This window comes from Brachybacterium horti (assembly GCF_054777615.1).
Window position 1 is genome coordinate 301,680 of record NZ_BAAHAM010000004.1, and the last position, 24,662, is coordinate 326,341.

Consider the following 24,662-nt stretch of genomic DNA (forward strand, 5'->3'; position numbering starts at 1 on the left):
TCCGGCCCGGACTCGCAGGGCGAGGCCCTGACCGCCCGGCGGCTCAGTCCCGCCAGCGCCGCATGACGACGAACTTCGTGACCGTCGCGATGACGGTCGCGGCGAAGAGCGCGACGGTCTGCACGCCGGTGGGCGCGGCGGGCCACACGCCGCCCAGCACGGCGAGCGATCCGGCGGTGAGCGCCCAGGTCAGCAGGAGGATCGCGAATCCCTGCAGCTGGTGCAGCAGCGCCCCCTCCTTCGAGCGGACCCCGAAGGTCCAGCGCCGGTTCAGCGCGGTGTTCACGACGGTCGCGATCGCGAGGGCCGTGAGGTTCGCGCCCTGGGAGCCCAGCAGTCCCAGCGCGTGCAGCAGCGCGAAACCGCCCAGGTGCAGGACCGTCGTGAGACCGCCGACGAGCGCGAAGCGGATCACCTGCCCGCCGGTCTGGTGCGAGGGCCGTGTGCGCCCCATGCGGGCGCGGATGTCCTCCACGGGGAGGCGGCCGGAGGCGAGGGAGCGCCGCACGCGGGCCACCCCGCGCAGGTCGTCGCGGGCGGTGCCGACGACGTCGACCCGGGAGTCGGGGTCGTCGTACCAGTCCACCGGCACCTCGTGAATACGCAGCCCGCAGCGCTCGGCGAGCACGAGCAGCTCGGTGTCGAAGAACCAGGCGTCGTCCTCGACGAGCGGCAGCAGCTCGGCGGCGACGTCCGCCCGGATCGCCTTGAACCCGCACTGGGCGTCGGTGAACCCGGCGCCCAGCAGCACGGAGAGCAGGGCGTTGTAGCACCGGGAGACGAACTCGCGCTTCGTGCCGCGCACCACCCTCGAGGAGCGGTGCAGGCGCGTGCCGATCGCGAGGTCGCTGTGCCCGGAGAGCAGCGGCGCGACGAGCGGCCACAGCGCGTCGAGGTCCGTGGAGAGGTCCACGTCCATGTACGCGAGCACGAGCGCGTCGGAGTCGGCCCAGGTGCGGCGCAGCGCCCGCCCCCGGCCCCGCTCGGTGAGCTCGACGACGGCGACCTCGGGGTGGGTCGCGGCGAGATCGCGGGCGATCTCCGCGGTGCCGTCGTCGGAGCCGTTGTCCGCGATCGTCACCCGGTAGGGGTACGGGAACGTCGCCTCGAGGTGCCCCAGGAGCCGCTGCACGCAGGCGCCGACGGTGTGGGCCTCGTTCAGCACCGGCACGACGACGTCCAGGACGGTCGTGCCGACGGGCGGCTCGGCGACCACCTGCGGCCGGGGGTCGGTCACGGCGCCCGCGCTCACGAGGCCGTCCCGGTGGCGTCGGCCCCGGAGAGCGGCTGGGTGAGGTCGTAGAACTGCGTGTCGCCGATGGTGACGGTCTCGTAGTTCTCCGCGGCCCACTCCTGGATCTCGGAGCCCGTGTCCGCGCCGCCGTTCTGCTGGCCGCCGAAGCCGCTGCTGGTGGCGAGGTAGTGGATCTCGCCGTCGGCCACGTACTGCTGGAACTCGGCGAGGGTGGGGCTCGGGTCGCTGCCGTTGAAGCCGCCGATCGCCATGACGGGCTGCTCGGTGGCGAGCTGCAGCGCCGCGGCGTTCTGCGAGCCGATGGTCGCGGCGACCCAGGTGTACTGGTCCGCGTCCTCGAGCAGCGCGTCGACGACCTCCTGGGAGGGGGTCTCGCCGTCGAGCAGGCCGCTCATGCCGCCGCCTCCGCCGGCGCCGCCCGCGGCCGTCCCGTCGGTCCCGGACTGCCCACCGGGAGCGGAGGGCATCTGGCCGGTCTGGCCCTGGCCCTGCGTCTGGCCGGTCTGACCGCCGGGTGCGGCGGGCATCTGGCCCTGCCCCTGGCCCGTCCGGCTGGGCGGCTGGCCGCCGCCCTGACCGCCCATGCCGCCGCCGGGGCCCCCGCCCTGGCCGCCACCACCGGGCATGCCGCCCCCGGGACCGCCGCCCATGCCGCCCTGGGAGGCGGGGCCGGCGGTGACGATCGAGCCGGTCTTCGCGGTGCTCACCGTGTTCGCGGCGAAGGCCGCCTGCCCCGCGAAGGCGGAGACGAGGGCGAGCGCCGCGACGCCGATGAGCATGCTGCGCCGCAGCCGCGGCGCGAGCACGATGCCGATCGCGGCGAGCACGCCGGTGACGCCGACGACGATCGGCAGCGCGACCGGGTACGCGCCGGTCCGCTCGAGGAGCACGCAGCCCCAGGCGGCGGTCACGAGCATGACGAGCGCGAGGATCGCGCGCACCCACCAGCGGCCGCGGCGCTCCCACAGCTCCCCGGCGCCGATGCCCACGAGGGCGGCGATCGCGGGGGCGAGGGCCACCGTGTAGTAGTCGTGGAAGATGCCGGCCATGAAGCTGAACACGAGCATCGTGACGATCAGCCAGCCGCCCCACACCATGAGCGCGGCGCGGCGCAGGTCGGTGCGCGGGGCGCGGAAGCGCAGAGCCGCGGCGGCGACGAGCAGCAGCAGCGCGGCGGGCAGCAGCCAGGAGATCTGGCCGCCGCTGGAGTCGCCGAACATGCGCAGCAAGCCCGTGCTCCCCCAGCCGCCGCTGTTGCCGCCACCGCCGCCGCCCACGGAGCCGGTCTCGTCGCCGGTGAGGCGGCCGAACCCGTTGTAGCCGAAGGTCAGCTCGAGGAAGGAGTTCGTCTGGCTGCCGCCCACGTAGGGCCGCCAGCTCTCCGGCACGAGCTCGACGATCGCGACCCACCAGCCGCCGCCCACCACGAGCGCGGCGACGGCCGCGAGCAGCCCGAGGATGCGGCGGCGCAGGGTGGTCGCCGCGAAGAGCGTCCAGGCGAGGCCGAAGAACGGCACCACGAGGAAGGCCTGCAGGGTCTTGGTGAGGAAGGCGAACCCGATGAGCGCGCCCACGACCGCCATCCAGCGGATCGAGCCCTTCTCGATCGCACGCAGGGTCGCCGCGGCCGCGAGGGTCATGAGCAGCACGAGCAGCGCGTCGGGGTTGTCGAAGCGGAACATGAGCACCGCGACAGGGGTGAGCGCCATGGCGAGCCCGGCGAGCAGGCCGGCGCCGATCCCCGAGTGGCGGCGCACGGTGCGGGCGACGACGGCGACCGTCGCGATGCCCATGAGCACCTGCGGGAGCAGGATCGCGAAGGAGCTCAGCCCCAGGATCCGCACGGAGATCGCCATGAACCACAGGGAGGCCGGCGGCTTGTCCACGGTGATCGCGTTGCCCGCGTCGAGGGAGCCGTAGAAGAAGGCCGTCCAGCTCTCGGAGCCGGCCTGCGCGGCGGCGGCGTAGAACTCGTTGGCGTAGCCGTTGACGGTGAGGTTCCAGAAGTACAGGACGGCGGTGCCCAGGAGCAGCGCGGCGAAGGCCGCGACCGCCCACCAGGGGTCGGTGGGGCGCAGGCGGTCGCGGAGCCCGGCGCGGTGCGCGCGGCCCGGCGGCGCGGGAGGTGCGGCGTCGGTCGAGGGCGGGGTCGCCGGGGCCGACGAGGGCTCGACGGACGGAGGTGTGGTCGTCATGTCCACGAGGGTCGGCGCGGACCCTATGCATCTGCTGTGCGGCGCCCATGGTGGTGTTGAGAGACCATCGGCGCAGGTGGCACGGTGACCGCGCTCACCACGCCCACAGGCGCGGGTCTCCGTGCACACGCCCGGCCCGTGCCCCGCACAGCGGATCGACAGCTCGGGGTCGCACCGTCGTGCCATGACCTTCTCCACCGTGCGCACCGCTCCCGCCCCGACCGTCGGCGTCCACCCCGCTGTCGACCCCGTCGACCCCGAGGACATCGCCGACGGCGCCCCCGTCGGCCCTGCCGCCGACGGCGCACCGGCCGCCGCGGCGCCCGCGTCGGCCCCGGCGCTCTCGCCGGTGGAGTGGGCGGGCCGCAAGCCGGCCGTCCCCGCACGCCTCGCGCGCAGCGTGCGCCGCCACCGCGGCTGAGGCGCCGCCCGCCGCGGCGCACCGCGCCGGACACCCGCCCAGGATCCGAGATCTCGTCTCGGATCCTGGGCGGGCGCCCTATCGTGAGCGGGTGACCGCGAACTCCCCCTCCCCCTCCTCGACCCCATCCGGCTCCTCCCCCGCCGCCGACCGCGCGAAGGAGGACCGCTCCGCGCGCATCGCCGTGACGGTGTTCCCGCTGCTCGTCCTCGCGGCCGCCGCGGCCGGCTTCCTGCTGCCGGACACCACGAAGCAGCTGGTCCCCTACGTGAACCTGCTGCTCGGCATCATCATGTTCGGCATGGGGCTCACGCTGACGATCCCCGACTTCGCCCTCGTGGTGCGGCGCCCGCTGCCCGTCCTCATCGGCGTCGTCGCCCAGTACCTGATCATGCCGCTGCTGGGCCTCGGCGTGACCGTGCTGCTGCAGCTCCCGCCGGAGCTCGCCGCGGGCGTGATCCTCGTGGGCTGCGCCCCGGGCGGCACCTCCTCGAACGTCATCAGCTACCTCTCCAAGGCGGACACGGCGCTCTCGGTCACGATGACCTCGATCTCGACGCTCCTCGCCCCGATCCTCACGCCGCTGCTGACCCTGTGGCTCGCCGGCCAGTACATGCCGGTGAACGGCGGCGAGATGGCGCTGTCGATCGTGAAGATCGTGCTCGTGCCGGTCGTGCTGGGCCTCGTGGTGCGCCTGCTGCTCTCGCGCCTCGTGGACCGGATCCTGCCGGTGCTGCCCTGGCTCTCCACGATCGCCATCGCGATGGTCGTGCTCGCCGTGGTCGGCAACAGCGCGGACAAGGTCCTCGAGGCCGGCGCGGTCGTGCTGCTCGCCGTCATCCTCCACAACGTGCTCGGCTACCTGCTCGGCTACGGCTTCGCCCGCGTGCTCAAGCAGCCCGTGCGCGCCGCCCGCACCGTCTCGATCGAGGTGGGCATGCAGAACTCGGGCCTCGCCGCAGGCCTCGCCGCCCAGTACTTCTCGCCCGCCGCGGCACTGCCGGGCGCGGTCTTCTCGATCTGGCACAACCTCTCCGGCGCGGTGCTCGCGATGATCTACCGCCGCTTCGGCACGGACGACGACGCCGTGACGCCGGCGCGCGAGGGGACCCCCTCCACCGACGCCTGATCCACGCCGATCCCACCCGATTCAGGCCCGGTGCGCTGGGTCACATTCCGCCGGATCCGCCGTTCACGCATGAGCCGCTGACCTGCAGTGATGCCGCGATGACCAGCGCCTGCCCAGCTGGGGGCACCCGCTCTCAGGTTCTTGGCAGGGGTGCTCCAGCGAACCTTCCGGGAGCCCGTGTGTAGTAATCCCATCGCGTCACGGAGGACCTGCTGACTGAGGAGGAGGCAGAGTCCACGGTTCCGGGACGCGGGGGAAAGGGATGGCCCCGGCTCGTGGGGACGAGCCGGGGCACCTTTTTGTGCGGACACATCCTGTCACCCCTCTCGGCGCACACTGGCCCGATGACGACACCGGATCCCACCCCGCCGCGCGACGACGCCAAGGACACCCTGCACCGCTACCTCCGCGAGGCGAGCACGGCCCTCGTGAGCAAGGTCGAGGGCCTCCCCGAGCGGGAGCTGCGCCTGCCCCGCACCCCCACCGGCACCACGCTGCTGGGCCTCGTGAAGCACGTGGCGAACGTCGAGGCCGGCTACTTCGGCGAGACCTTCGGCCGCGCCTACCCGGCACCCGAGGAGCTCGTGCCGGAGGAGGCGGTCGACGCCGATCCGCAGGCGGACTGGGTCGTCGGCCCCGAGGAGAGCGCCGTGCAGGTGCTCGGGACGTACGCGCGGGTGCGCGCCTTCGCCGACGAGACCATCGCCCTCCTGCCCCTCGACGCGACCGGGCACGTGCCCTGGTGGGGCGAGCGCGGCGAGGTCACCCTGCACCGGATCCTCGTGCACGTGGCCACGGAGATCGCCCGCCACGCCGGGCACGCGGACATCCTCCGGGAGCAGGTGGACGGCGCCGCCGGGCTGCGCGGCGCCGGGGACAACCTGCCCGGCGCGGACTACGACCTCGCCGCGTACCGGGCCCGGCTGCAGGCGATCGCCGACTCCTTCTGAGCCGCCGCTCCCCCGCCCGTCAGGCGAGGGCCGCGTCGAGCGCCCGCCGGAGCCGCTCGAGACCGGCCTCGAGCACGGGGGTGGGGGTCGCGATGTTGAAGCGCTCGAAGCCCGCCCCCTCGGGCCCGAACACGGTGCCCTCGTCGAGGAACAGGGCGGCCTCCCCCGCGGTGAGACGGGCGAGGCGCTCGGCGTCCAGGCCCAGCGGCCGCAGGTCCACCCAGCTCAGGAAGGTGCCCTCGAGCGGTGCGACACGTGCGCTCGGCATGTGCTCGGCGAAGAACGCCGTGAGCACGGCCTGGTTGCGGCCCACGAGCGCGATGAGCTCGTCGAGCCAGCCCTCGGCGCGCGTGTACGCGGCCTGGACGGCGACCGCGCCGAGCACGTCGGGGTTGTCGAAGCCGAGGTCGTCGCGCGCCCGCGTGAAGCGGTCCCGCAGCCCCGGGTCCGGGATGACCGCGTTCGCGATGCCGAGGCCGGCGATGTTGAAGGACTTGCTCGTCGAGGTGAGCACGAGGGTCCGCTCCGCGAGCGCGGGGTCCACCTCGGTGACGACGGTGTGCCGGTGCCCGGGCTGGACGAGGTCGTGGTGGATCTCGTCGCTGATGAGCAGCAGGTCGTGCTCGACGACGATCCGGGCGACGGCCTCGAGCTCCTCCCGCTCCCAGACCCGGCCGGTGGGGTTGTGGGGGCTCGCGAAGAGCAGGGCGGTGGTGCGCGGGTCCCGGGCCTGCTCCTCGAGCAGGTCGAGGTCGATCCGGAAGCGGCCCTCGCGCTCCACGAGCGGGTTGCGCACCACGCGCCGGCCGCTCGACTCGATCGAGGGGAACATCGGGTAGTAGGCGGGCGTGTTCACGATGACGCCGTCGCCGGGCGCGGTGAACTCGCGGATCGCGAGGGTGAAGGCGGGGATCACGCCGGGCGTCACGCGCACCCACTCCGGCTCCACGTGCCAGTCGTGGCGCCGCGCGAACCAGCCGGTCACCGCGTCGAGGTAGGCCTCCGTCGGGACCGTGTAGCCGAGCACGAGCCCGCCGGCGAGCGCCTCCTGCAGGGCCTCGATGATCTCGGGCGCGTTGGGCAGGTCGAGGTCCGCGACGGACAGCGGGGCGATCGGCCCGTCGTGGCCGGTGAGGTCCGTGCCGTGCGCGGCGGCCGCGCGATGCATCGCCGCCCACTTGGAGGAGCCCATGGCGGTGCGGTCCACGAGGGTCTCGAAGTCGTAGCGGGTCATGCTGGCGGTTCCTCCTGGGGCGCGGGCGGGCGGTCCCAGGCTAGGAGCTGCGGCGCCGACGCCCGCCGCCTGTCACGGACTGTGAACGGCGCGTGGTGCCGTCGGGGGTGCTCAGCGGCGCAGGTCGATGCCGAACACGCGCCGGATCTGCGCGACCGCGTGCCGGGTGAAGCGGCGGTCCGACGGGGTCGAGGCGAAGGGGACGAAGAGTCCCGGATGGTCGGGGTGGGTGACGCGGCCGTGGCCGGATCCCGGGGTCACCACGAACCCGGCCTCCTGCATGCGCACGAGCAGCTCGCGCCGGGAGGTGGGGTGGCGGGTGCCGGTGCCGCCGCGGGCGCTGCGACCGGCGGCGAGATCGGCGAGGTCGAGCGCGGGCTCGTACTCCTCGGGCCGCACGGACAGCGCGTAGGGCGTCGAGAACAGGCCGATCACGGCGTTGTCCGCGCGCCGCACCTGCACCACGATCCCGCCGCGGCGGAAATGGTCGCTCGTGCCGGCGTCCGCGGTCCAGGCGTCCTCGGGGTCCGCGACGGCGAGCACGATCTGCTCGCTGTCCACCTCGTCCACGCCGACGGTGCGCACGAGCCCCTCGTCGATCCGCAGCGGCCTCGGCAGAGGACGGGGGTCGTCGGCGCGGAGCGAGTGCACGGCCTCGGCGGGCGGCGCCGGCTCGGGGCGCGGCAGCTCGACGGTGCGGGCGCGGCGGCGGGGCAGCGGGGCCGACGGACTGCGGGAGGGATCAGCGGCCTCGGCGACATCCCCGCCGTCGGCACCTTCCTGCGACCCGCCGCCGGGCCGCGCGCTCCAGTCGACAGGCCGCACGCGCTGCGCGGGCGGGGTGCTCCCGGCGAGCGCCGCCGGCGTCGGTCGCGGGCTCCTGACCATGCGGTCCCCTCCTCGTCACGTTCGCCGTGTTCGCGGCGTTCCTCCGCGTTCCGGCAGGTCCTGCCGCTCCCCCGATGGTGCCACGGACGGGACCCGGGGATAAGGTCGGCCCGTCGCGGTGTCCCGCCGCGGCCCCTGACCCCGGAGGACTCCCCGCGTGACCCGCACCGCCGCCCGTCGCCCCTTCCACCGCTCCGGCCTGGGCGTCCTCACGTCCGTGCTCGCCGTGGGCCTGATCGCGGCCGGCTGCACGAGCGGCGTCGAGGACCCGGTCGCGGACCCGACCGCCTCCTCCTCCGCCTCCGAGGCGGGCGGCGCGAGCGGCGCCTCCGACGGCGGCGACGGCACCGTCGTCCTCGCGCCCTCCGACGGCGGCGGCACCGGGCAGGCCACCGTCGAGGTCGCGAGCGACCCGTATCCGGTCACCCCGGCGCCCGAGGGCTTCGAGCCGCCCGCCGCGTGCACCGGCGAGGGCGCCTATCTCACCGAGGTGGGCTCGCCGTCCACACCGGACCTCCCCGAGCGCGGCGGCGAGTCGCTGAGCATCGAGGCCACCTCCATCGACGGGGACAGGGCGGTGCTCAGCGCCACCGTCGACGGCAGCTCCCGCGCGATCGAGCCGGCGGCGATCGGCGAGACCGTCTCGATCGAGGACCAGTGGACGATCTCCGTGACGAGCATCTGCGGGGACACGGACCAGGTCGAGTTCGACCTCATCGACTGACCCCGTGCCGGCGCGGACCGCTCGGCTAGCCTTCCACGGTGACCGCGCCGCATCGCTTCGACCTCGACCGGATCGGCGAGGGCCTGCCCGTCGCCGCCGCCCGCGCGGAGCTCGAGGCGGCCGCCGCGACGGGCGCGCTCGTCGTCACCGCGCCGCCCGGCACCGGCAAGACGACCCTGCTGCCGCCGCTGATCGCGAACCTCCTCGCCGAGCGGTCCCCGACGCCCGCCGCATCGACCCTGGTCACGCAGCCGCGGCGGGTGGCGGTGCGCGCCGCCGCGCGCCGGATCGCCCAGCTCGACGGCAGCCGCCCGGGCGGCCCCGTCGGCTTCACCGTTCGCGGCCAGCGGGAGGTCGGGGCGTCCACGCGCCTGGAGATGCTCACCCCGGGTGTGCTGCTGCGGCGCCTGCTCGCGGATCCCGAGCTGCCCGGCGTGGGCGCGGTGCTGCTCGACGAGGTGCACGAGCGCTCCCTCGAGACGGACCTGCTGCTCGGCATGCTCGCCGAGGTGCGCCTGCTGCGGGAGGACCTGCTGGTCGGGGCGATGTCCGCGACGCTCGACGCCACTGCGGTCGCCGATCTGCTGGGCGGCGCCGCGATCGTCGAGGTGCCGAGCGCCCTGCACCCGCTGCGCCTGGACCTCGCGCCGCCGCCCACCCCGCGGCTCGACGCCCGGGGCGTGACCCGCGAGTACCTCGACCACCTCGCCCGCACCGCCGCCCGCACCCGGGCGGAGGAGGACTGCGACGCGCTCGTCTTCATGCCCGGGGCGCGGGAGGTCGAAGAGACGGTCTCCCGCCTGCGCGGCCTCGTCGGCGACGGGGTCGAGGTGGTGCCCCTGCACGGCCGCCTCGACGCCGCCGCACAGGATCGCGCGACGGGCGGCCGGCGCCCGGGCGAGCCGCCGCGGATCGTGGTCTCGACGGCGATCGCGGAGAGCTCGCTGACCGTGCCGGGCGTGCACCTCGTGGTCGACGCGGGCCTGTCCCGCGAGGTGCGCCGCGACCGCGGCCGGGACATGACGGGCCTGGTCACGGTGAGCGCCTCGCGGGCCGCGATCGAGCAGCGCGCGGGCCGCGCCGCCCGCACCGGCCCCGGCCGCGCGGTGCGGGTGCTCTCCCCCGCGGACCTCGCCGGCATGCCCGCGCACTCCGCCCCGGAGATCACCGCGGCGGACCTCACCGACGCCGCGTTGCAGCTCGCCTGCTGGGGCACGCCCCGCGGCGAGGGGCTCGCCCTGCTCACGCCGCCGCCGGAGCGGGAGATCCGCGCCGCCGAGGAGACCCTGCGGGCGATGGGCCTCGTCGACGAGGACGGCCGGGCGACCCCCGCGGGCGAGCGGGCCTCTCGCTGGCCCGTCGGGGTGCGCGAGGCGCGCGCCCTCGCGGACGGCGCCCTCGCCCTCGGCGCCCCGCGCCCCGCGGCGGAGGCCGTCGCCGCGCTCTCCGGCGACCACCGGCCCGTCGGCGCGGACCTCCCGCGCCTGCTGCGGGACCTGCGTGCGGGGCGGGCGCCGTCCTCGGCCGCCTGGCGCCGGGAGGTCGAGCGGCTCGAGCGGCTCGTGCGCGGCGAGCGTCGGGACGCGCCCCCGTCGGCCCCGCCGTCGCTCACCGCGGGCGGCGAGGAGGAGCGCGTGGGCGCCGTCCTCGCGCTCGGCCGGCCTGAGCGGATCGCCCGCCGGGTCGACGACGGCCCCCGCGGCGAGCACCGCAGCTACCTGCTCGCCTCCGGCACCCGCGCGGCGCTGCCCGCGGAGTCGACCCTGCGCGGCGCCCCGTGGCTCGCCGTGTGGGAGGTGCAGCGGGCGGAGGGACGCGCGGCCGACGGCACCGGCGCCGTCATCCGCGCCGCCGCACCGCTCACCGAGGCCGATGCCCTGACGATCGGCGCCGGCCTGCTGGTGCGTGACCGGGACGCCCGCCTCGAGGACGGCGCGGTGCGCGTGCGGGAACGGCGGCGCCTCGGCGCGATCGAGCTGTCCTCCACCCCGGTCGCCGCGACCGCCGAGGATGCCGCCCCCGCTGTGCTCGCCGCCGTGCGGGCCGAGGGGCTCGGGGCCCTGCGTCTCCCGGAGACGGCCCGTGACGTGCGCGCCCGCCTCGCGCTCGTGCACCGCGAGCTCGGCGATCCGTGGCCCGCGATGGACGAGGCGTCCCTGCTGGACACGCTCGACGTCTGGCTGGCGCCGCAGCTCTCCGGCCGACGGGGCCGCGCCGCGACCCGCCTCGACACGATCGACGTGACCGCCGCACTCCGCACCCTGCTGCCCTGGCCGGAGGCCGCCGCGCTCGACGAGCTGGTGCCGCCGCGGCTCGCGGTCCCCTCCGGCAGCAGCGCCCGCATCGACTACCCGGATCCCGACGACCCGGGCGCCCGCCCCGTGGTCGCCGTGAAGCTGCAGGAGCTGTTCGGCCTCGCCGAGACCCCGCGGCTCGTGCAGGGCCGGGTGCCGGTGCTCTTCCACCTGCTCTCCCCGGCCCGCCGCCCGCTCGCCGTCACCGACGACCTGCGCTCCTTCTGGGACGGGCCCTATCAGGACGTGCGCAAGGAGATGCGCGGCCGCTACCCGAAGCACCCCTGGCCGGAGGACCCGTGGACCGCGCCGGCGACGGCCCGCACCACGCGGCGCTCCTGACCCTCAGCTCTGGGCCATCGTCCCGCTCGTGCTCGTGGACAGCGCAACGTTCATCGCGGTGATCATGTCGCGCAGCGCCCTCGCGGCGGGCACGTCGACCCCCAGCTCGCGGACCCTCCGCTCCATCGCACGGTGCGAGAGCCCGCCGGACTCCGCCCGGAGGATCCGGTGCGCGTTCCTCAGGGCGAGCAGGATCTCGAGGACCACCGCGTCCTGCAGGCTCGCCCGCTGATGCCCCTGGAGCACCTGCGCCAGCCGCGCCCGCAGCGTCTCCTCGGTGCGGGGCCCGCCGTCGCCGCGGGACGGCACCGCGGGCCAGGACGTCGTGAACCAGCCCTTCACCCGCTCCACCTCCCCCGCCGCGACGAAGGCGTCCCCCACGATCCGCGTCACGTCCAGCCCGGACTCCCGCAGCAGGTTCACGGCCCGGGGTCGTCGACGGTCCTCGAGGCCCGCGAGCACGTGATCGAGCTCCGGCACCCCGGTCGGCGCCGGGTCCTGCACCTCGACGCGGGGTCCGCGCCCCGGGGTCAGCGCGATGCGCTCGCGCAGCACGAGCTCGGACAGCGCACCGGCGATGAGCGCCTGGCGCCGGTAGGTGGTCGACCGCTGCCGTCCGGCCTCGTCGGTCAGGAGCAGGAACAGCTCTCCGGGGATCGTGGTCATCCGCCCAGTGTCGCCTCCGGCACCGCAGGAGGGAACCCCGGGCCCGAAGTCCCGGTGAACCTCCAGCCGTGCCTGGCAGGATCGGCCGGACGCCCTCCCGCCCCGACCCGAGGACCCCATGCGCTCTGCCTTCTCCCCCGCCCGCCTCTACGGCGCCCTCGCTCTCGCGGAGGCCGTGACCTGGGCCCTCCTGCTGATCGGCATGTTCCTCAAGTACGGACCGCAGGTCACCGAGCTCGGCGTGCGGATCGGCGGTGGCCTGCACGGCTTCGTGTTCCTCGCCTTCGTCGTGGCGACCGTCGTCGTCGCGATCGACCAGCGCTGGCGGGCCGGCGAGCTGCTGCTGGGCCTCGCCTCCGCGATCGTGCCCTTCGCGACGATCCCCGCGGAGCGCTGGCTGCTGCGCCGCGGGAAGGTCGGCGAGCAGTGGCGTCTGCGGGAGGAGCCCGCGCGCACCGCGCCGGAGAAGCTCGTCTCGCTCGCCGTGCGCCGCCCGGTCCCGTCGGCCGTGATCGCCGTGGTGCTGGTCGCCGTGGTGTTCTCCGCGATGCTCGTGGTGGGCCCTCCCGGGAGCTGATCGCCCTCCGCGACCGCCCGTAGACTTCCCCGGTGCAGTGCCACCACTTCGACGCCGGGGAATGCCGCTCCTGCACCCTGCTGCCCCTCCCGCGCACCCGCCAGGTGCAGGAGGCCGGCGCACGGATCCGGGAGCTGCTCTCCCCCTTCGTCGACCCCGCCGCCGGCGCCGCGACCGGTGACGTGTGGGGGCCGCCGGTCCTGGGCGCCGAGTCCGGCTTCCGGGCGCGCGGCAAGATGGCCGTCTCCGGCACCGCACAGGAGCCGGTGCTGGGCCTGCCCGGTCAGGCCGAGGGTGCGGACCTCTGCGACTGCCCCCTCTACCCCGCGGGCGTCGAGGCCGTGCTCGAGGGCGTGAAGGCCCTCGTGCGCCGCGCGCAGGTGCCGCCCTACAGCGTCGCCCGACGTCGCGGCGAGCTCAAGAACGTCCTGGTCACCGCCTCGCCCGACGGGGAGCACGTGGTGCGCCTGGTGCTCCGCACGGACGCCGCGCTGGGGCGGATCCGCGAGCACCTGCCGCGGCTGCTGGAGGAGCACCCCTCGATCGTCGCGGTCTCCGCGAACCTCCATCCCGAGCACACCACGCGGGTGGAGGGCGAGGAGGAGGTGCCGCTGTGGGGTGCCGCCTCGATCGGCGTGCGCACCGGGGACGTGGTGCTGCGGGCGCGACCGCGGTCCTTCCTGCAGACCCACACGGAGGTCGCCGGGCAGCTGTACCGCCAGGGCGCCGCCTGGATAGCCGAGGCGCTCGCGGACGCCGGCACCTCTCCCGAACCCACCGCGCCCGGGCCCCGCGTCTGGGACCTGTACTGCGGCCTCGGCGGCTTCGCCCTGCACACCGCCCTCGCCGCGCCCACCGCCCGCATCACCGGGGTCGAGGCCACGCCCGAGGCGATCGACGGCGCCCGCGAGGCGGCCGCGGCGCACGGGCTCCCGGTCACCTTCCTCGCCGACGACGCGACCGCCTGGGCGCGCCGCGAGGCGGAGGGTCCGGAGGGTCCGCCGGATGCCGCGATCGTCAACCCGCCGCGGCGCGGGATCGGCCCCGAGCTCGCCGGCTGGCTCGAGGGCTCCGGCGTCGCCGACGTCGTCTACTCCAGCTGCAACCCGGCCACGCTCGCCGCGGATCTCGCCGCCATGCCCTCGCTGCGGATCGTCGCCGCCCGCTACGTCGACATGTTCCCGCACACGGAGCACGCCGAGGTGATCGTGCGACTGCGCCGCACCCCGACCGCCGTCCCCTCCCCGAAGGATCCCCGATGACCACCGCCCCGGCCGCCGAGGTCGCCCGCGTCCAGCTGCTGTCCCTGGGCGGCACGATCTTCATGCACCAGGACGCGGACGGCCAGGGTGCCGTGCCCTCCGACGATGCGGGCGCCCGCCTCGCCGCGGGGCTCCGGGGCGCGGGCGGCTCCGGCGGGATCGAGCTCGTGCACGAGGAGATCGCGAACGTCTCCTCCGCCTCGGTGCGGACCTCCCACCTGCGCACGGTCCTGCAGCGGGCGCGCGCCGCTGTGGACGCGGGCGCCCTCGGCGTGGTCCTCACCCACGGGACGGACACGCTCGAGGAGACGGCGTTCCTGCTGAACCGGTTCTGGGACCGGGACGCGCCGCTCGTGGTCACCGGCGCGATGCGCCCCGCGAACGCCGCGGGGGCCGACGGGCCCGCGAACCTGCAGGACGCGGTGCATGCGGCGGCGTCGCCGCTCGCCCGGGGGCTCGGCGTGCTCGTCGCCTTCGACGCCGCGCTGCATCTCGCGGACCGGGTCACGAAGGCATCCTCGCGGTCGGTCTCGGCCTTCGCCTCGGAGCCGTCGGGCCCCCTCGCGCTCGTCGACGGGCCGCTGCTGCGCCCCCTGTTCCCGGCGCCGATGCGGCCGGCGCTCGTGGGCGGCGACCTGCCGGAGGAGCTGCCGACGGTGGCGACGGTGATGAGCGGCCTCGGCGACGACCTCACGCTGCTCGATGCCTTGGCGAGCAACGGGTCGGCGGCGGGACTGCGGGGCATCGTCGTCGCGGGCGCCGGCATGGGCCACGTCGCGGCGGGCGCCGTCCCGCGGCTCACGGCCCTGCTCGAGGCCGGGGTGCCGGTGGTCGTCGCGACGCGGGTGGCGAGCGGCGGCACCTCGGAGACCCACTATGCCTACCCCGGCGCGGGGGCGGATCTGGTGGCGCGCGGCATCGTCATGGCGGGTCTGCTGTCCCCGCAGAAGGCGCGTCTCCTACTGCAGGCGCTGCTGGCCACCGGCGCCGATGCCGCGGCGATCCGGGAGTCGTTCGCCGGCTTCGGCTCCTGAGGGGTCGGCGCTAGACCGCGGCGTCCCGCAGCGACGGGGCGAGCGAGGTGTACTCGTGGCCCGTGGGGGTCGTGATGCGCAGGACCTTCCCCGACGCCACGGCGGCGTCACCGGCATCGGCATCGGCACTACCGGGCACGATGGCGGCGCTGGGCACGAGGGTGGCACCGGGCACGAGGCCGGGCTCGAGGCGCGAGTCCCAGCCGGGCATCTCCCGCACGTGGTTGAAGCGCTCGCAGTGGCCGACGCCGTTGCTGAGGTCGGTGGCGCCGCCGTCGGCCGCGCGGTGCACGTGGTCGATGTCCCGGATCGGCGCATCGCACCAGGGCGTGCGGCAGTGCTGATCGCGCAGGCTGATGAAGCGGCGCACGGAGCCGGTGAAGAAGCGACGGCGGGTGTCCATGCCGTTCAGCTCCCCGGTGGCGGGATCCGTGTACAGCCGCCGGATCCAGCGCGAGGCCTCCTCCGGCGGGGCGATCGGCAGGGTGGTGCCCTGACGGTCCGACGGCGATGACTGCGATGGGTGCGGCGATGTTGCCTGCGACGGCGGTGGCGGAGGTGGAGGCGGCGAGATGACGCCGCGCGGCGGCGGTGCGCCGCCGGGTGGCAGTGGTCCAGTGCTGGGCGGAAGCAATCCGGTGCCGGGTGGCACCGATGTGCGATGCGGGGTGCGGAGCGCCGCGGTCGCCCCGAGCGCGAGGCCGCGGGCGACGCCGCCGGGGAGGGGCATGCCGTCGAGGGTGGCGGTCTCCTCCGCGCCGGCGAGCAGCGTGCGGTCCGTCATGAGCAGCTGGATCTCGATGGGCATTCCGACCATGGGGGACCGACCTGTCACGCGCTCCACGAGGAGATCCGCCATGACGGCCCCCGCGGGCAGCGAGCCGCTCTCCCCCTTGGCCCGGGCGGTCGCCGCCGCGGAGCGGAGCGCGGCGATCATGGCCACGCCGTCCTCGACGGGGACGAGGGCGTGGAGATGGCTCATGCCGTCCGGGGCCGGCCGCAGGCCCACACGCCGGGAGGCGACCGCGAGGGAGCGGCGGCGGACGGCGGCCTCCGGATCCAGGGACTGCGCGAGGGCGAGGGCCCGGCGGCCGGCGGCTCCGGCCGTCAGGGACGGGAGGACCGGGGCGAGGGCCTCGTCGACCCGGTCGCGGTCCTCCTCGTCCAGGAGCAGGACGTTCCGCGCCACCTGGCTCGCGCCCCAGTCGCTGATCCGGCCGCCCTCGAGGAGGCGCAGGGTGCGGGGAAGGCTCTCGACCAGCACACGATGGAAGGTGAGCTGGTCCGAGGCCTGCTTGGGGGTGATCCGGCGGGCGAGGGCGAGCTGATCCGCGATCCCCCTGCCCAGGTCCTTGCGGGGCACGCCGAGCCTGCGCTGCTCCTCCAGCTGCGCGTCGCGGAAGGCGACCTCCGCCCGCGCCTGGACCGCGCTCAGCGAGGCCTTCGCCGACTCGAGCGCGGCGATGAGGTCGATCTGGACGGCACCGGGGATCGCGGAGAGCTGCTCCGACGAGGGCGCACCGGCGAGCAGATCCGCCATGTCACGCATCCATTCTTCGACCATCATTCCCCCTCCCCCAAGCGTCAGATCAATTATCCACGTCGACACACACCCATCGATCTGACCTGCGTCGTTCAGTGGATATATTCTCCCGGAACACCCGTTCGACAACAACGCCTACTCGCCAGTAACATGAAATTGTGGATAACCACAGAGTGGGGAGGAACGATTCATCGCTCCTCCCCTGGCCGGCTCCTCGGCTATGGGGAGGAACGGCGGGATCGGGGGCCGATCGAGCCGCGGAGCCGCGGAGCCGCGACGCTCAGCGCACGGGGGCGGGGTCAGGACCCGCTGCCGCCCCGGAGCGAAGACGTCGCGTCCGTCCCACGGCGCGGACGGAAGGCGGCGAGGGTGCTGCGCCAGGTCTCGTGGAGGGTGCGCCCGTGGCGCCATTCGCGCCAGGTCAGCAGGATGATCGCGAGGTCCAGCACGGTGAGCAGCGCCATGCCCCACGTCGGCCCCACCACGAGGGCATAGACCTGGTAGACGAGGAACACGCCGAGCACCCCGATCGCCCAGGGGTAGACCCGGCGGGACCCCAGGAGGAGGGCGGCGACGATCGCGACCTTCACGACGCCGTGGAGGAGCACGTAGGCGGCGAGGAAGGTCGTGGTCCCCGTGTCGAGGTGGGCGAGGGAGTGCAGGAGCGCGCGGGCGATCGCGTCGTCGGGGTCCTCGCGCAGCTCACCGGCGGTGAGCAGACGGGCGAGGTGCTGCAGCTGCGCGGGGGTCGTGACGAGGAGCAGCACCCCGCCGATCAGCTCGAGCAGGCCGTCGATGCCCTTCCCCACCACGCCGACGAGGAAGACGAGGTCCAGGACCGGGCGGGAGCGATGGGCGTGCGGACTCGTGGCGACCATGCCGACTCCCCTCCCCCGGCGCAGGGTGCGACCGATGCGGCGAAGCGTAGCGCCGGGGGCCGGGAGGGCTCTCGGCGTCAGACGACGGAGTGCCGCACGAGGCAGAAGGGATGCCCGGCCGGGTCGAGGTAGACCTTGAACGACCCCGAGGCGGAGGGCTGGTGCTCGTGGACCGTCGCGCCGAGGGAGAGGACGCGCGGCTCGGCCTCCTCGACGTCGCTCACGGAGAAGTCGAGGTGGAACTGCTGGGGGTGGGTGCCCGTCGGCCAGGTCGGGGCGACGTAGTCGTCGATCCGCTGGAAGGCCAGGGTCGCCTCGCCCTCGAGGTTCTCCGGGGTGATGCCGCCGCGCGGCGGGGTGAGGGTCGTCCAATCGCGGTCGGAGCCCTCCTCGATGCGCCAGGTCAGCAGCTTCGCGTAGAAGGTCCCGAGCTCGAGCGCGTCCGGGCAGTCGAGGACGACGAGGTCGAGGCGGGGGATGACGGGGTCCTGGTCCAGGTTCTCCATGACGACACGGTAGGGCGCGAGGAGTGCTCCGGGAAGGCACTTCGCAGGTTCCGGCCCGCGGCGTCGCCCGCCGGACGCCCCGGGGACGCACGCTGTTCACACGAGCACCCCGCGGCACCATCGTCGCCTCCCGGGTGACAGACTGGTGGGGTCCGCATCGCCGGCGCGCGAGCGGCCCCGGACGGCGCCCCCGCGCCGCCCGCCCCGGCCCTCACGCCGCGCCGCATCGAAGGAGGCCCCATGCCCATCGCCCTCGACCCGAGTCCCGCACTGCAGGAGTTCGCGCATCCCGAGAAGCTCGTGACGACCGAGTGGCTCGCCGAGCGGATCGCCGCCGGCGAGGCCGACGGCCCCGAGCTCGTCGTCGTCGAGTCCGACGAGGACGTGCTGCTCTACGAGACCGGGCACATCCCCGGCGCCGTGAAGATCGACTGGCACCTCGACCTCAACGACACGGTCACCCGCGACTACGTGGACGGCGAGGCCTTCGCGGCGCTCATGGACCGCCACGGCATCACGCGCGGGACCACCGTCGTGCTCTACGGCGACAAGTCGAACTGGTGGGCCGCCTACGCCCTGTGGGTGTTCGAGCTGTTCGGCCACGCGGACGTGCGTCTGCTCGACGGCGGCCGTGCCGCCTGGCAGGCCGAGGGGCGCGAGCTGACCACCGCGGAGCCCACGCGCGCCGCGAGCAGCGGGTATCCCGTGATCGAGCGCCAGGACGCGCCGATCCGCGCCTTCCGCGACGACGTGCTCGGCTTCCTCGGCGGGCAGCTGATCGACGTCCGCTCCCCCGCCGAGTACACCGGCGAGCGGACCCACATGGCGGACTACCCGCAGGAGGGCACCGTGCGCGGCGGGCACATCCCCACCGCGCGCTCCGTGCCGTGGGCCCGCGCCGCCGCGGAGGACGGCCGCTTCAAGCCGCGCGCCGAGCTCGAGGCGATCTACCTGCAGGAGCTCGGCTACGACGCCGCGCAGCCGACGATCGCGTACTGCCGGATCGGGGAGCGCTCCTCCCACACCTGGTTCGTGCTGCGCTACCTGCTGGGCTTCGAGGACGTCCGCAACTACGACGGCTCGTGGACCGAGTGGGGCAACGGCGTGCGACTGCCCGTCGCGGTGGGCACCGAGCCGGGCGAGGCGCCGGCCCGATGAGCCCGATCGACCACACCGTGCCCGACGCCCAGGACGCCCTGCCGGAGGCCTTCCAGGAGATCGCCGACGACTTCCACGCCCTGGGCCCGAAGGACCGCCTGCAGCTGCTGCTGGAGTTCTCGCAGTCGCTGCCGGAGCTGCCCGAGCGCTACGCGGAGCACCCCGAGCTGCTCGAGCCGGTCCCCGAGTGCCAGTCCCCGATCTTCCAGGTCACGGAGGTGGAGGGCAGCGGTCGCGAGGCGATCGCACGGCTGTTCTTCTCCGCCCCGCAGGAGGCGCCGACGACCCGCGGCTTCGCCTCGATCCTCGCGGAGGCGCTCGACGGGCGCACCGTGGGCGAGGTGCTCGACACCCCGGAGGGCGTGACCCGGGGGCTGGGCCTCGCGGAGGTCGTGAGCCCGCTGCGGCTGAACGGCATGGCGGGCATGCTCGCCCGCATCAAGCGTCAGCTGGTGGAGAAGGCCGGGGCCTGAGCCCGCGCCGGGCGAGCCCGGGTCAGCTGCGGTCGCCGCGGCGGTCGTAGGCCTTCCGCAGCTTCCCGGCACCGTCCTTCGCGGCGTGGAACACCTTCTGACCCGCCTCGGAGCGGTAGAAGTCGTTCGCGGCGCCGAAGGCCCGGCGGCCGGTCTCCGAGTTCGCGAAGCGCCAGGCCGCGTCGAGCGGCACCTTCGCGCCCTGCGCGCCGGCGGTGCCGCGGCCGCCGTCCGCGTCGGTGGTGCCGGCCGACGGCGACGTCCCCGACGGCTCGCCCCGACCCGGGCGCCCCTCGCGCTCCGCCGCGGGGGCGGGGTCGCAGCGGCCGGCCTCGATCTCCTCGTGGCGACGTCGGGCGATCTGCAGCTCGAGCGGCGTGCGCACGAGCCGCACGAGCGCCTCGCGCACCTCCTCGCGGATCGTCGCGGCCTCCTTCGCCACGAACTCCTCCTCGCTGCGCGGGGTGCCCTCGGGCAGCAGGGTCGCCTCGCCGCGGGAGTCTCGGTAGGCGAGCTCTGCCTGCTGCAGCGCCCAGGCGCGGTCCAGCAGGTAGGAGACCAGATCGGCGGCGGCCTCGGGTCCCAGGCCGTAGCCGTCCCGAGCGGTCGCGGAGCGCAGCAGGGCGCGGGCGTCGTCCGCCTCGAGGGTGCTCGGGGCGATGTCGAGGGCGCCGATGACGTCCTGCGTGAACAGCTGGAACTCGGCGTCGCCGGGGATGTCGGCGCGGCGCAGCTCGGCGCGGCCGAAGTCCGGGGGCAGGGTCACGTGGCGCACGCCGTCGCGCGCGAACTCGTCCTGCGCGGCGCGGCGGGCGAGCCGACGGGCGGAGCGGACCACGGCGGCCGCGTCGGCGGAGCGCGGCAGGTCGGGGTCGATCGCGCGCGCCTCGGCGAGCAGGCGCGAGCGCTCACGGGCGGCGGCGCCGAGCGGCAGTGACGGGAGCGTGCGGGGCAGCGGGAGACGTCGCGGGGACATCGGGTCACCTCCGGGATCGGCCTGGACCCCCATCGTAGGGCGGCCCGCTCCCGTGACGCCGGGTGACCTGGCTGTGGGCCGCGCAGTGCGGGGGGCGCTACCGTGGCGGGAGCACGTCCGAACCCGCCGGCCAGCACCTCCAGGAGCCCCCTCCATGCCCATCGCCGATCCCACCGCCGCCGAGCTCGAGCAGCTGCAGGACGAGGCGGTGCGGCTCACCCAGGAGCTCATCCGCATCGACACCTCGAACTTCGGCGGGAACGATCCGGAGACCTGGGGCAAGGGCGAGACGGAGGCCGCCGACCACGTGGTCGCGCAGCTGCGCGAGGTGGGGCTCGAGCCGGAGGTGTACGAGTCCGCGCCGGGCCGGCCGACGGTGGTCGTCACCCTCCCCGGTGAGGACCGCGAGCGGGGCGGGCTCATCATCCACGGCCACCTCGACGTGGTCCCCGCGCGGGCGGAGGACTGGAGCGTGGACCCGTTCGGCGGGGAGATCCGCGACGGGATGCTCTACGGCCGCGGCGCCGTGGACATGAAGGACATGGTCGGGATGATGCTCGCGCTCGTCCGTCACATCGCCCGCACGGGCGCCACTCCCCCGCGGGACCTGCGCCTGATCTTCTTCGCGGACGAGGAGAACGGCAGCGTGTGGGGCGCGAAGTGGCTGGTCGCGGAGCATCCCGAGCTGTTCGAGGGGTACACCGAGGCGATCAGCGAGGTGGGCGGCTACTCGATCACCCTGCCGGAGCAGGCGACCGGCGAGGACGTGCGCGCCTATCTCGTGCAGACGGCGGAGAAGGGCTACGCGTGGGGCCGGCTGCGGGCCACGGGCCGGGCCGGCCACGGCTCCGTGCCCAACGACGAGAACGCGATCGTGCGCCTTGCGCGGGCGATCACCGCGATCGACGAGCACGAGTTCCCGATCGAGTACGTGGCGAGCGTGCGGGCCCTGTTCGACGGGGTCACCGAGATCACCGGCACCGCCTGGGACGAGGAGGACGTCGACGCGTTCCTGCCGCTGCTGGGCGGGGCGCGGCAGTTCGTCACGGGGACCCTGCGGGACTCCGCGAACATCACCCAGCTCGACGCGGGATACAAGGTCAACGTTATCCCGCAGACGGCGGAGGCGGGCTTCGACGTGCGCTACCTGCCCGGGCACCTCGACGAGGTGCTCGACCTGCTGCGCGAGCTCGCGGGGGAGCACGTCGAGGTCGTGATCGACAACCTCGGCATCGACACCGACGCCCCGCGCGAGGGCGCGCTGTACGACGCGATGTCGGCGGCCCTGCAGGCGGAGGACCCGGGCTCGAAGGTGCTGCCGTACTGCCTGAGCGCGGGCACCGACAACAAGCCGCTGACCCAGCTGGGCATCGCCGGCTACGGCTTCACGCCGCTGCAGCTGCCCGCGGATCTCGACTTCGCGCCGCTGTTCCACGGCATCGACGAGCGGGTGCCGGTGGACGCGATCCGCTTCGGCGCGAGGGTGCTGCTGCGCCTCGTGCAGAGCTGCTGAGGCGCGGGGGCGGGCCGATCAGGGCGTCGGCGCCGCCGTCGTCCCCGGCTCGTCGTCGACGCGCACGGGGACCTCGGGAATCGGGTCCTCGGGGCCGACGCCCGTGAACCAGGGCGGCAGGACGCGCAGCAGGATCGTGAGCAGCTCCTGCGGGTCGAGCTCCTCCCCGGCGAGGGCCTTCTCCTCGGTGTCCAGCAGCCACGCGGCGATGACGTGGATGTAGCCGCCCGCGAGGAAGCGGGACAGCTCCCGCTGCGGGAGGTGCGCGGGCACGGCGTCCCCGAGCCGCTGGAAGGCGTACTCGAAGAGCTCGGCGTAGATCCGCACGAGCCCCATGTAGGGGCGCTGGGTGAACTTCCAGTCGATCGCACCGCGCAGGAAGGCATGGTGCTCGACCACGTAGGCGGAGGTCGCCGCGGCGGAGTACTGGACGATCTCCTGCACGCTGCGGCCCTGGTGGAACAGGGCGACCGTCTCGACGTGGATCCCGTCGAGCAGCTCGTGGACCATCGCGCCGATGAGGTCGTCGAGGCCTCCGAAGTGGCTGTAGAAGGCGGCACGGCTGACGCCCGCCCGCTTGGCCAGCGCGTTGACGGTGACCTCGCCGTCCGCGGCGCTCAGCTCGCGGGCGGCGGCGTAGATCGCTGCGCGGGTACGGGCCGGACGGGGGTCCGGGGCGCGCTCATCGGATGCCATCCGCACATCGTAAGGCCGCACTCGGGCGAACCGGGACACGGCGCGACGGCGGTACCCTTGCCCCCGACCGCCGCAGCACAGAGAGGCACTGCCGATGGCACAGCGCACCGTGAGGATCGCGAGCACGAGCGGGCTCCACGCCCGCCCCGCCGCGATCTTCTCCCAGGCCGCGACGGAGCAGTCCGTCGAGGTCACCGTCCAGAAGCAGGGGGGCGACGCCGTCCCCGCGCGGAGCATCCTCATGCTCCTGACGATCGGCGCCGACCACGGTGACGAGGTCACGCTGCGGGCCGAGGGCGAGGGCGCCGAGGAGGCCGTCGACGCGCTCGCGGCGCTGCTCGAGAAGAACCTCGACGAGGAGTACTGAGCCCTCCCTCCCGAGCGGTCAGGCGGTGCGCGGACGCACCCGGATCGCCGCGAAGCCGACGACCGCGACGAGCGCGGAGCCCGCGCCGAGCAGCATGGCCGTGTCCGGGCCGCGCGCGTCGACGATCGCACCGCCCACGACCGCGCCGATCATGATCGCGATCTGGAAGGCCGTGACCTGCAGCGCCACGGCGGACTCGACGCGCGTGGGCTCCGCCGTGGCGACCCACAGCTGGGTGAGCACGGGGACCATGTTGAAGCTGACGCCCCAGGCGACGACCGCGAGGGCGAGGACGGCCGTGTGCTCGGTGAGCGCCATGCCCACGAGGGCGAGGGCGAGCAGGGAGAGCGCCGCGACGAGGGCGGGGCGCAGGCGGCGGCTGCCCCAGCCGCCCAGCAGGTTCCCGGCGAGACCGCCGAGGCCCCAGGCGAGCAGCAGCACGGCGACCGCGGAGGCGTCGACCGCCTCGATCGCGACACGGATGTACGGGTAGGCGGCGAAGTTCGCGAAGGCGGCCACCATGATGACCGCGACGCCCGCGACGAGGCGGCGGTTCGCGAGGGCCGCGCGCATCATGGCGAGGCCCGCGCCGGGAGAGGCCGGGACCCGCGGCAGCAGCAGCGCGAGGATCACGCCCGCGAGCGCGGTGACCACGGCGACGAGCACGAACACGGCGCGCCAGCCGATCACGTCGCCGAGCACCGAGGAGACGGGCACGCCGACGATCGTCGCGGTGCTCGTGCCGAGGGCGACGGTCGTCGAGACGAGCGGGCCGCGACCGGTGACCTGCACACCGACGGGGAGCGCGAAGGACCAGAAGCCGGCGATCGCGGCGCCCAGCAGCACGCGGGCCGCGAGGACCACGGCGAGGCTCGGCGCGATCGCGACGACGAGGTTGGAGACGACGGCGAGGCCCAGCAGGGCCAGGAGCACGGTGCGGCGGTCCGCGCGCGGCACGATCGAGGCGATCGTGGGGGCGGTAAGAGCACCGGCGAGGGCGGTCGCCCCGACGGTGAGGCCGGCGCGGCCCTCGGTGACGGAGAGGTCCGTGGCCATGCCGGGCAGCACGCCGGCGGGGATGAACTCGGCGCTGACCAGCGCGGCGGTCCCGGCGGAGAGCGCGAGGGCGATGACCACGGGGTGGTGGGTGCGGCCCTGTTCGGGAGTGACGGGCACGGTGGGTTCTGCGGCGTCCTCGAGGGCTCCGGGCATGATCACGGGGACCTCGAGGGTCGTGGTGGGGACGGCGGGAGCGGGGGTGCCCGTCTCGCAGGAGGAGGGGGACGATGCCATGGGGAAATCCTCCACCCGGAGGTTCCGCGCTGGCGAGACCCCCGGACCGCTCTGGTGACGGGCACCACGACCACGCTCCGGGACGCGCTTGTCCGCCCCACGAGACCGTCGCGGGGCCCGGACACGACGAAGGCCCCCACCGTGCGGTGGGGGCCTTCGCGGACCGGGAAGACATCCCTGGTCACGAGCGGTAGCGGCGGGATTTGAACCCGCGGTACGGGGTTACCGTACACATCATTTCGAGTGATGCACCTTCGGCCGCTCGGACACGCTACCGCCGATCACCTT

At 74.8% G+C, this 24,662-nt stretch carries 23 protein-coding genes and 1 tRNA gene; 12 read left to right on the forward strand and 12 right to left on the reverse strand.

Annotation, left to right across the window (positions count from 1 at the left end):
- Positions 1-43: 43 nt before the first annotated feature.
- Both ACYVAP_RS14270 and ACYVAP_RS14275 read right to left on the reverse strand, forming a co-directional pair.
- Positions 44-1,252 carry a bifunctional glycosyltransferase family 2/GtrA family protein gene (locus ACYVAP_RS14270; protein WP_264451865.1) on the reverse strand — a complete coding sequence of 403 codons (1,209 nt, stop codon included), beginning with the start codon at positions 1,250-1,252 and terminating at the stop codon, positions 44-46.
- Positions 1,249-3,450, reverse strand: coding sequence for an ArnT family glycosyltransferase (locus ACYVAP_RS14275; protein ID WP_498861178.1), 2,202 nt, complete (start codon positions 3,448-3,450; stop codon positions 1,249-1,251). Before ACYVAP_RS14275 ends, ACYVAP_RS14270 begins: the two co-directional genes overlap by 4 nt.
- Positions 3,451-3,634: 184 nt before the next feature.
- On the opposite strand from ACYVAP_RS14275, the gene ACYVAP_RS14280 reads away from it, so the two are divergent.
- The 3 genes from ACYVAP_RS14280 (at position 3,635) to ACYVAP_RS14290 (ending at position 5,950) form a co-directional block, all read left to right on the forward strand.
- On the forward strand, positions 3,635-3,871 hold the full coding sequence (locus ACYVAP_RS14280; protein ID WP_498861179.1) for a hypothetical protein: 237 nt from the start codon (positions 3,635-3,637) through the stop codon (positions 3,869-3,871).
- 91 nt (positions 3,872-3,962) lie between these two features.
- Entirely contained in the window at positions 3,963-5,000 is a 1,038-nt protein-coding gene (locus ACYVAP_RS14285; protein WP_498861180.1) for a bile acid:sodium symporter family protein, read from the forward strand.
- 344 nt (positions 5,001-5,344) lie between these two features.
- Positions 5,345-5,950, forward strand: coding sequence for a DinB family protein (locus ACYVAP_RS14290; RefSeq protein ID WP_498861181.1), 606 nt, complete (start codon positions 5,345-5,347; stop codon positions 5,948-5,950).
- Between the two features lie 19 nt (positions 5,951-5,969).
- Here the strand turns inward: ACYVAP_RS14290 and ACYVAP_RS14295 are convergent, their stop codons facing one another.
- The gene (locus tag ACYVAP_RS14295) at positions 5,970-7,184 is read right to left on the reverse strand and encodes a MalY/PatB family protein (RefSeq protein WP_498861182.1); all 1,215 of its coding nucleotides are present in this window, start codon (positions 7,182-7,184) and stop codon (positions 5,970-5,972) included.
- Between the two features lie 111 nt (positions 7,185-7,295).
- Positions 7,296-8,072, reverse strand: a complete 777-nt coding sequence (locus ACYVAP_RS14300; protein ID WP_498861183.1) for a hypothetical protein — start codon at positions 8,070-8,072, stop codon at positions 7,296-7,298.
- Between the two features lie 157 nt (positions 8,073-8,229).
- On the opposite strand from ACYVAP_RS14300, the gene ACYVAP_RS14305 reads away from it, so the two are divergent.
- Together ACYVAP_RS14305 and hrpB are read left to right on the forward strand one after the other, a co-directional pair.
- A complete protein-coding gene (locus ACYVAP_RS14305; RefSeq protein ID WP_498861184.1) occupies positions 8,230-8,796 on the forward strand; it encodes a hypothetical protein in 567 nt (188 codons plus the stop codon).
- Between the two features lie 38 nt (positions 8,797-8,834).
- The gene (gene hrpB / locus ACYVAP_RS14310) at positions 8,835-11,432 is read left to right on the forward strand and encodes an ATP-dependent RNA helicase (RefSeq protein WP_498861185.1); all 2,598 of its coding nucleotides are present in this window, start codon (positions 8,835-8,837) and stop codon (positions 11,430-11,432) included.
- Positions 11,433-11,435: 3 nt separating this feature from the next.
- Here hrpB and ACYVAP_RS14315 read toward each other — a convergent pair whose 3' ends face one another.
- Positions 11,436-12,098, reverse strand: a complete 663-nt coding sequence (locus tag ACYVAP_RS14315; RefSeq protein ID WP_498861186.1) for a GOLPH3/VPS74 family protein — start codon at positions 12,096-12,098, stop codon at positions 11,436-11,438.
- A gap of 118 nt (positions 12,099-12,216) precedes the next feature.
- Between ACYVAP_RS14315 and ACYVAP_RS14320 the strand changes: the two genes are divergently transcribed.
- The 3 genes from ACYVAP_RS14320 to ACYVAP_RS14330 are packed head-to-tail and all read left to right on the forward strand — an operon-like array spanning position 12,217 to position 14,971.
- Positions 12,217-12,675 carry a DUF3817 domain-containing protein gene (locus ACYVAP_RS14320; protein ID WP_259361127.1) on the forward strand — a complete coding sequence of 153 codons (459 nt, stop codon included), beginning with the start codon at positions 12,217-12,219 and terminating at the stop codon, positions 12,673-12,675.
- Positions 12,676-12,707: 32 nt separating this feature from the next.
- Entirely contained in the window at positions 12,708-13,937 is a 1,230-nt protein-coding gene (locus tag ACYVAP_RS14325; RefSeq protein WP_498861187.1) for a methyltransferase domain-containing protein, read from the forward strand.
- Complete coding sequence (locus ACYVAP_RS14330) at positions 13,934-14,971, forward strand: asparaginase (RefSeq protein ID WP_498861188.1); 1,038 nt, start codon at positions 13,934-13,936, stop codon at positions 14,969-14,971. Before ACYVAP_RS14325 ends, ACYVAP_RS14330 begins: the two co-directional genes overlap by 4 nt.
- A gap of 10 nt (positions 14,972-14,981) precedes the next feature.
- Here the strand turns inward: ACYVAP_RS14330 and ACYVAP_RS14335 are convergent, their stop codons facing one another.
- The 3 genes from ACYVAP_RS14335 to ACYVAP_RS14345 form a co-directional block, all read right to left on the reverse strand.
- Positions 14,982-16,511, reverse strand: coding sequence for an HNH endonuclease signature motif containing protein (locus tag ACYVAP_RS14335; protein ID WP_498861189.1), 1,530 nt, complete (start codon positions 16,509-16,511; stop codon positions 14,982-14,984).
- A 302-nt stretch (positions 16,512-16,813) separates the two neighbouring features.
- Positions 16,814-17,392 carry a DUF2127 domain-containing protein gene (locus ACYVAP_RS14340; RefSeq protein WP_498861190.1) on the reverse strand — a complete coding sequence of 193 codons (579 nt, stop codon included), beginning with the start codon at positions 17,390-17,392 and terminating at the stop codon, positions 16,814-16,816.
- A 77-nt stretch (positions 17,393-17,469) separates the two neighbouring features.
- Positions 17,470-17,898: a VOC family protein gene (locus ACYVAP_RS14345; protein ID WP_137769132.1), complete on the reverse strand. Its 429-nt coding sequence runs from the start codon at positions 17,896-17,898 to the stop codon at positions 17,470-17,472.
- Positions 17,899-18,138: 240 nt separating this feature from the next.
- Between ACYVAP_RS14345 and ACYVAP_RS14350 the strand changes: the two genes are divergently transcribed.
- Together ACYVAP_RS14350 and ACYVAP_RS14355 are read left to right on the forward strand one after the other, a co-directional pair.
- On the forward strand, positions 18,139-19,056 hold the full coding sequence (locus tag ACYVAP_RS14350; protein WP_498861191.1) for a sulfurtransferase: 918 nt from the start codon (positions 18,139-18,141) through the stop codon (positions 19,054-19,056).
- Positions 19,053-19,529, forward strand: a complete 477-nt coding sequence (locus ACYVAP_RS14355; RefSeq protein ID WP_498861192.1) for a SufE family protein — start codon at positions 19,053-19,055, stop codon at positions 19,527-19,529. Before ACYVAP_RS14350 ends, ACYVAP_RS14355 begins: the two co-directional genes overlap by 4 nt.
- A gap of 22 nt (positions 19,530-19,551) precedes the next feature.
- Here the strand turns inward: ACYVAP_RS14355 and ACYVAP_RS14360 are convergent, their stop codons facing one another.
- Positions 19,552-20,505 (reverse strand): hypothetical protein, encoded by a 954-nt coding sequence (locus ACYVAP_RS14360; RefSeq protein WP_498861193.1) that lies wholly within the window; start codon positions 20,503-20,505, stop codon positions 19,552-19,554.
- Between the two features lie 154 nt (positions 20,506-20,659).
- Between ACYVAP_RS14360 and ACYVAP_RS14365 the strand changes: the two genes are divergently transcribed.
- Entirely contained in the window at positions 20,660-22,018 is a 1,359-nt protein-coding gene (locus tag ACYVAP_RS14365; RefSeq protein ID WP_498861194.1) for a M20/M25/M40 family metallo-hydrolase, read from the forward strand.
- A gap of 18 nt (positions 22,019-22,036) precedes the next feature.
- On the opposite strand, the gene ACYVAP_RS14370 is transcribed toward ACYVAP_RS14365, so the two are convergent.
- Positions 22,037-22,714 (reverse strand): TetR/AcrR family transcriptional regulator, encoded by a 678-nt coding sequence (locus tag ACYVAP_RS14370; RefSeq protein ID WP_498861195.1) that lies wholly within the window; start codon positions 22,712-22,714, stop codon positions 22,037-22,039.
- A 94-nt stretch (positions 22,715-22,808) separates the two neighbouring features.
- Between ACYVAP_RS14370 and ACYVAP_RS14375 the strand changes: the two genes are divergently transcribed.
- Positions 22,809-23,081: an HPr family phosphocarrier protein gene (locus tag ACYVAP_RS14375; RefSeq protein ID WP_103385081.1), complete on the forward strand. Its 273-nt coding sequence runs from the start codon at positions 22,809-22,811 to the stop codon at positions 23,079-23,081.
- Between the two features lie 18 nt (positions 23,082-23,099).
- Here ACYVAP_RS14375 and ACYVAP_RS14380 read toward each other — a convergent pair whose 3' ends face one another.
- Entirely contained in the window at positions 23,100-24,374 is a 1,275-nt protein-coding gene (locus ACYVAP_RS14380) for an MFS transporter (protein WP_498861196.1), read from the reverse strand.
- A gap of 188 nt (positions 24,375-24,562) precedes the next feature.
- A tRNA-Ser gene (locus ACYVAP_RS14385) sits at positions 24,563-24,650 on the reverse strand.
- Between the last annotated feature and the right edge of the window lie 12 nt (positions 24,651-24,662).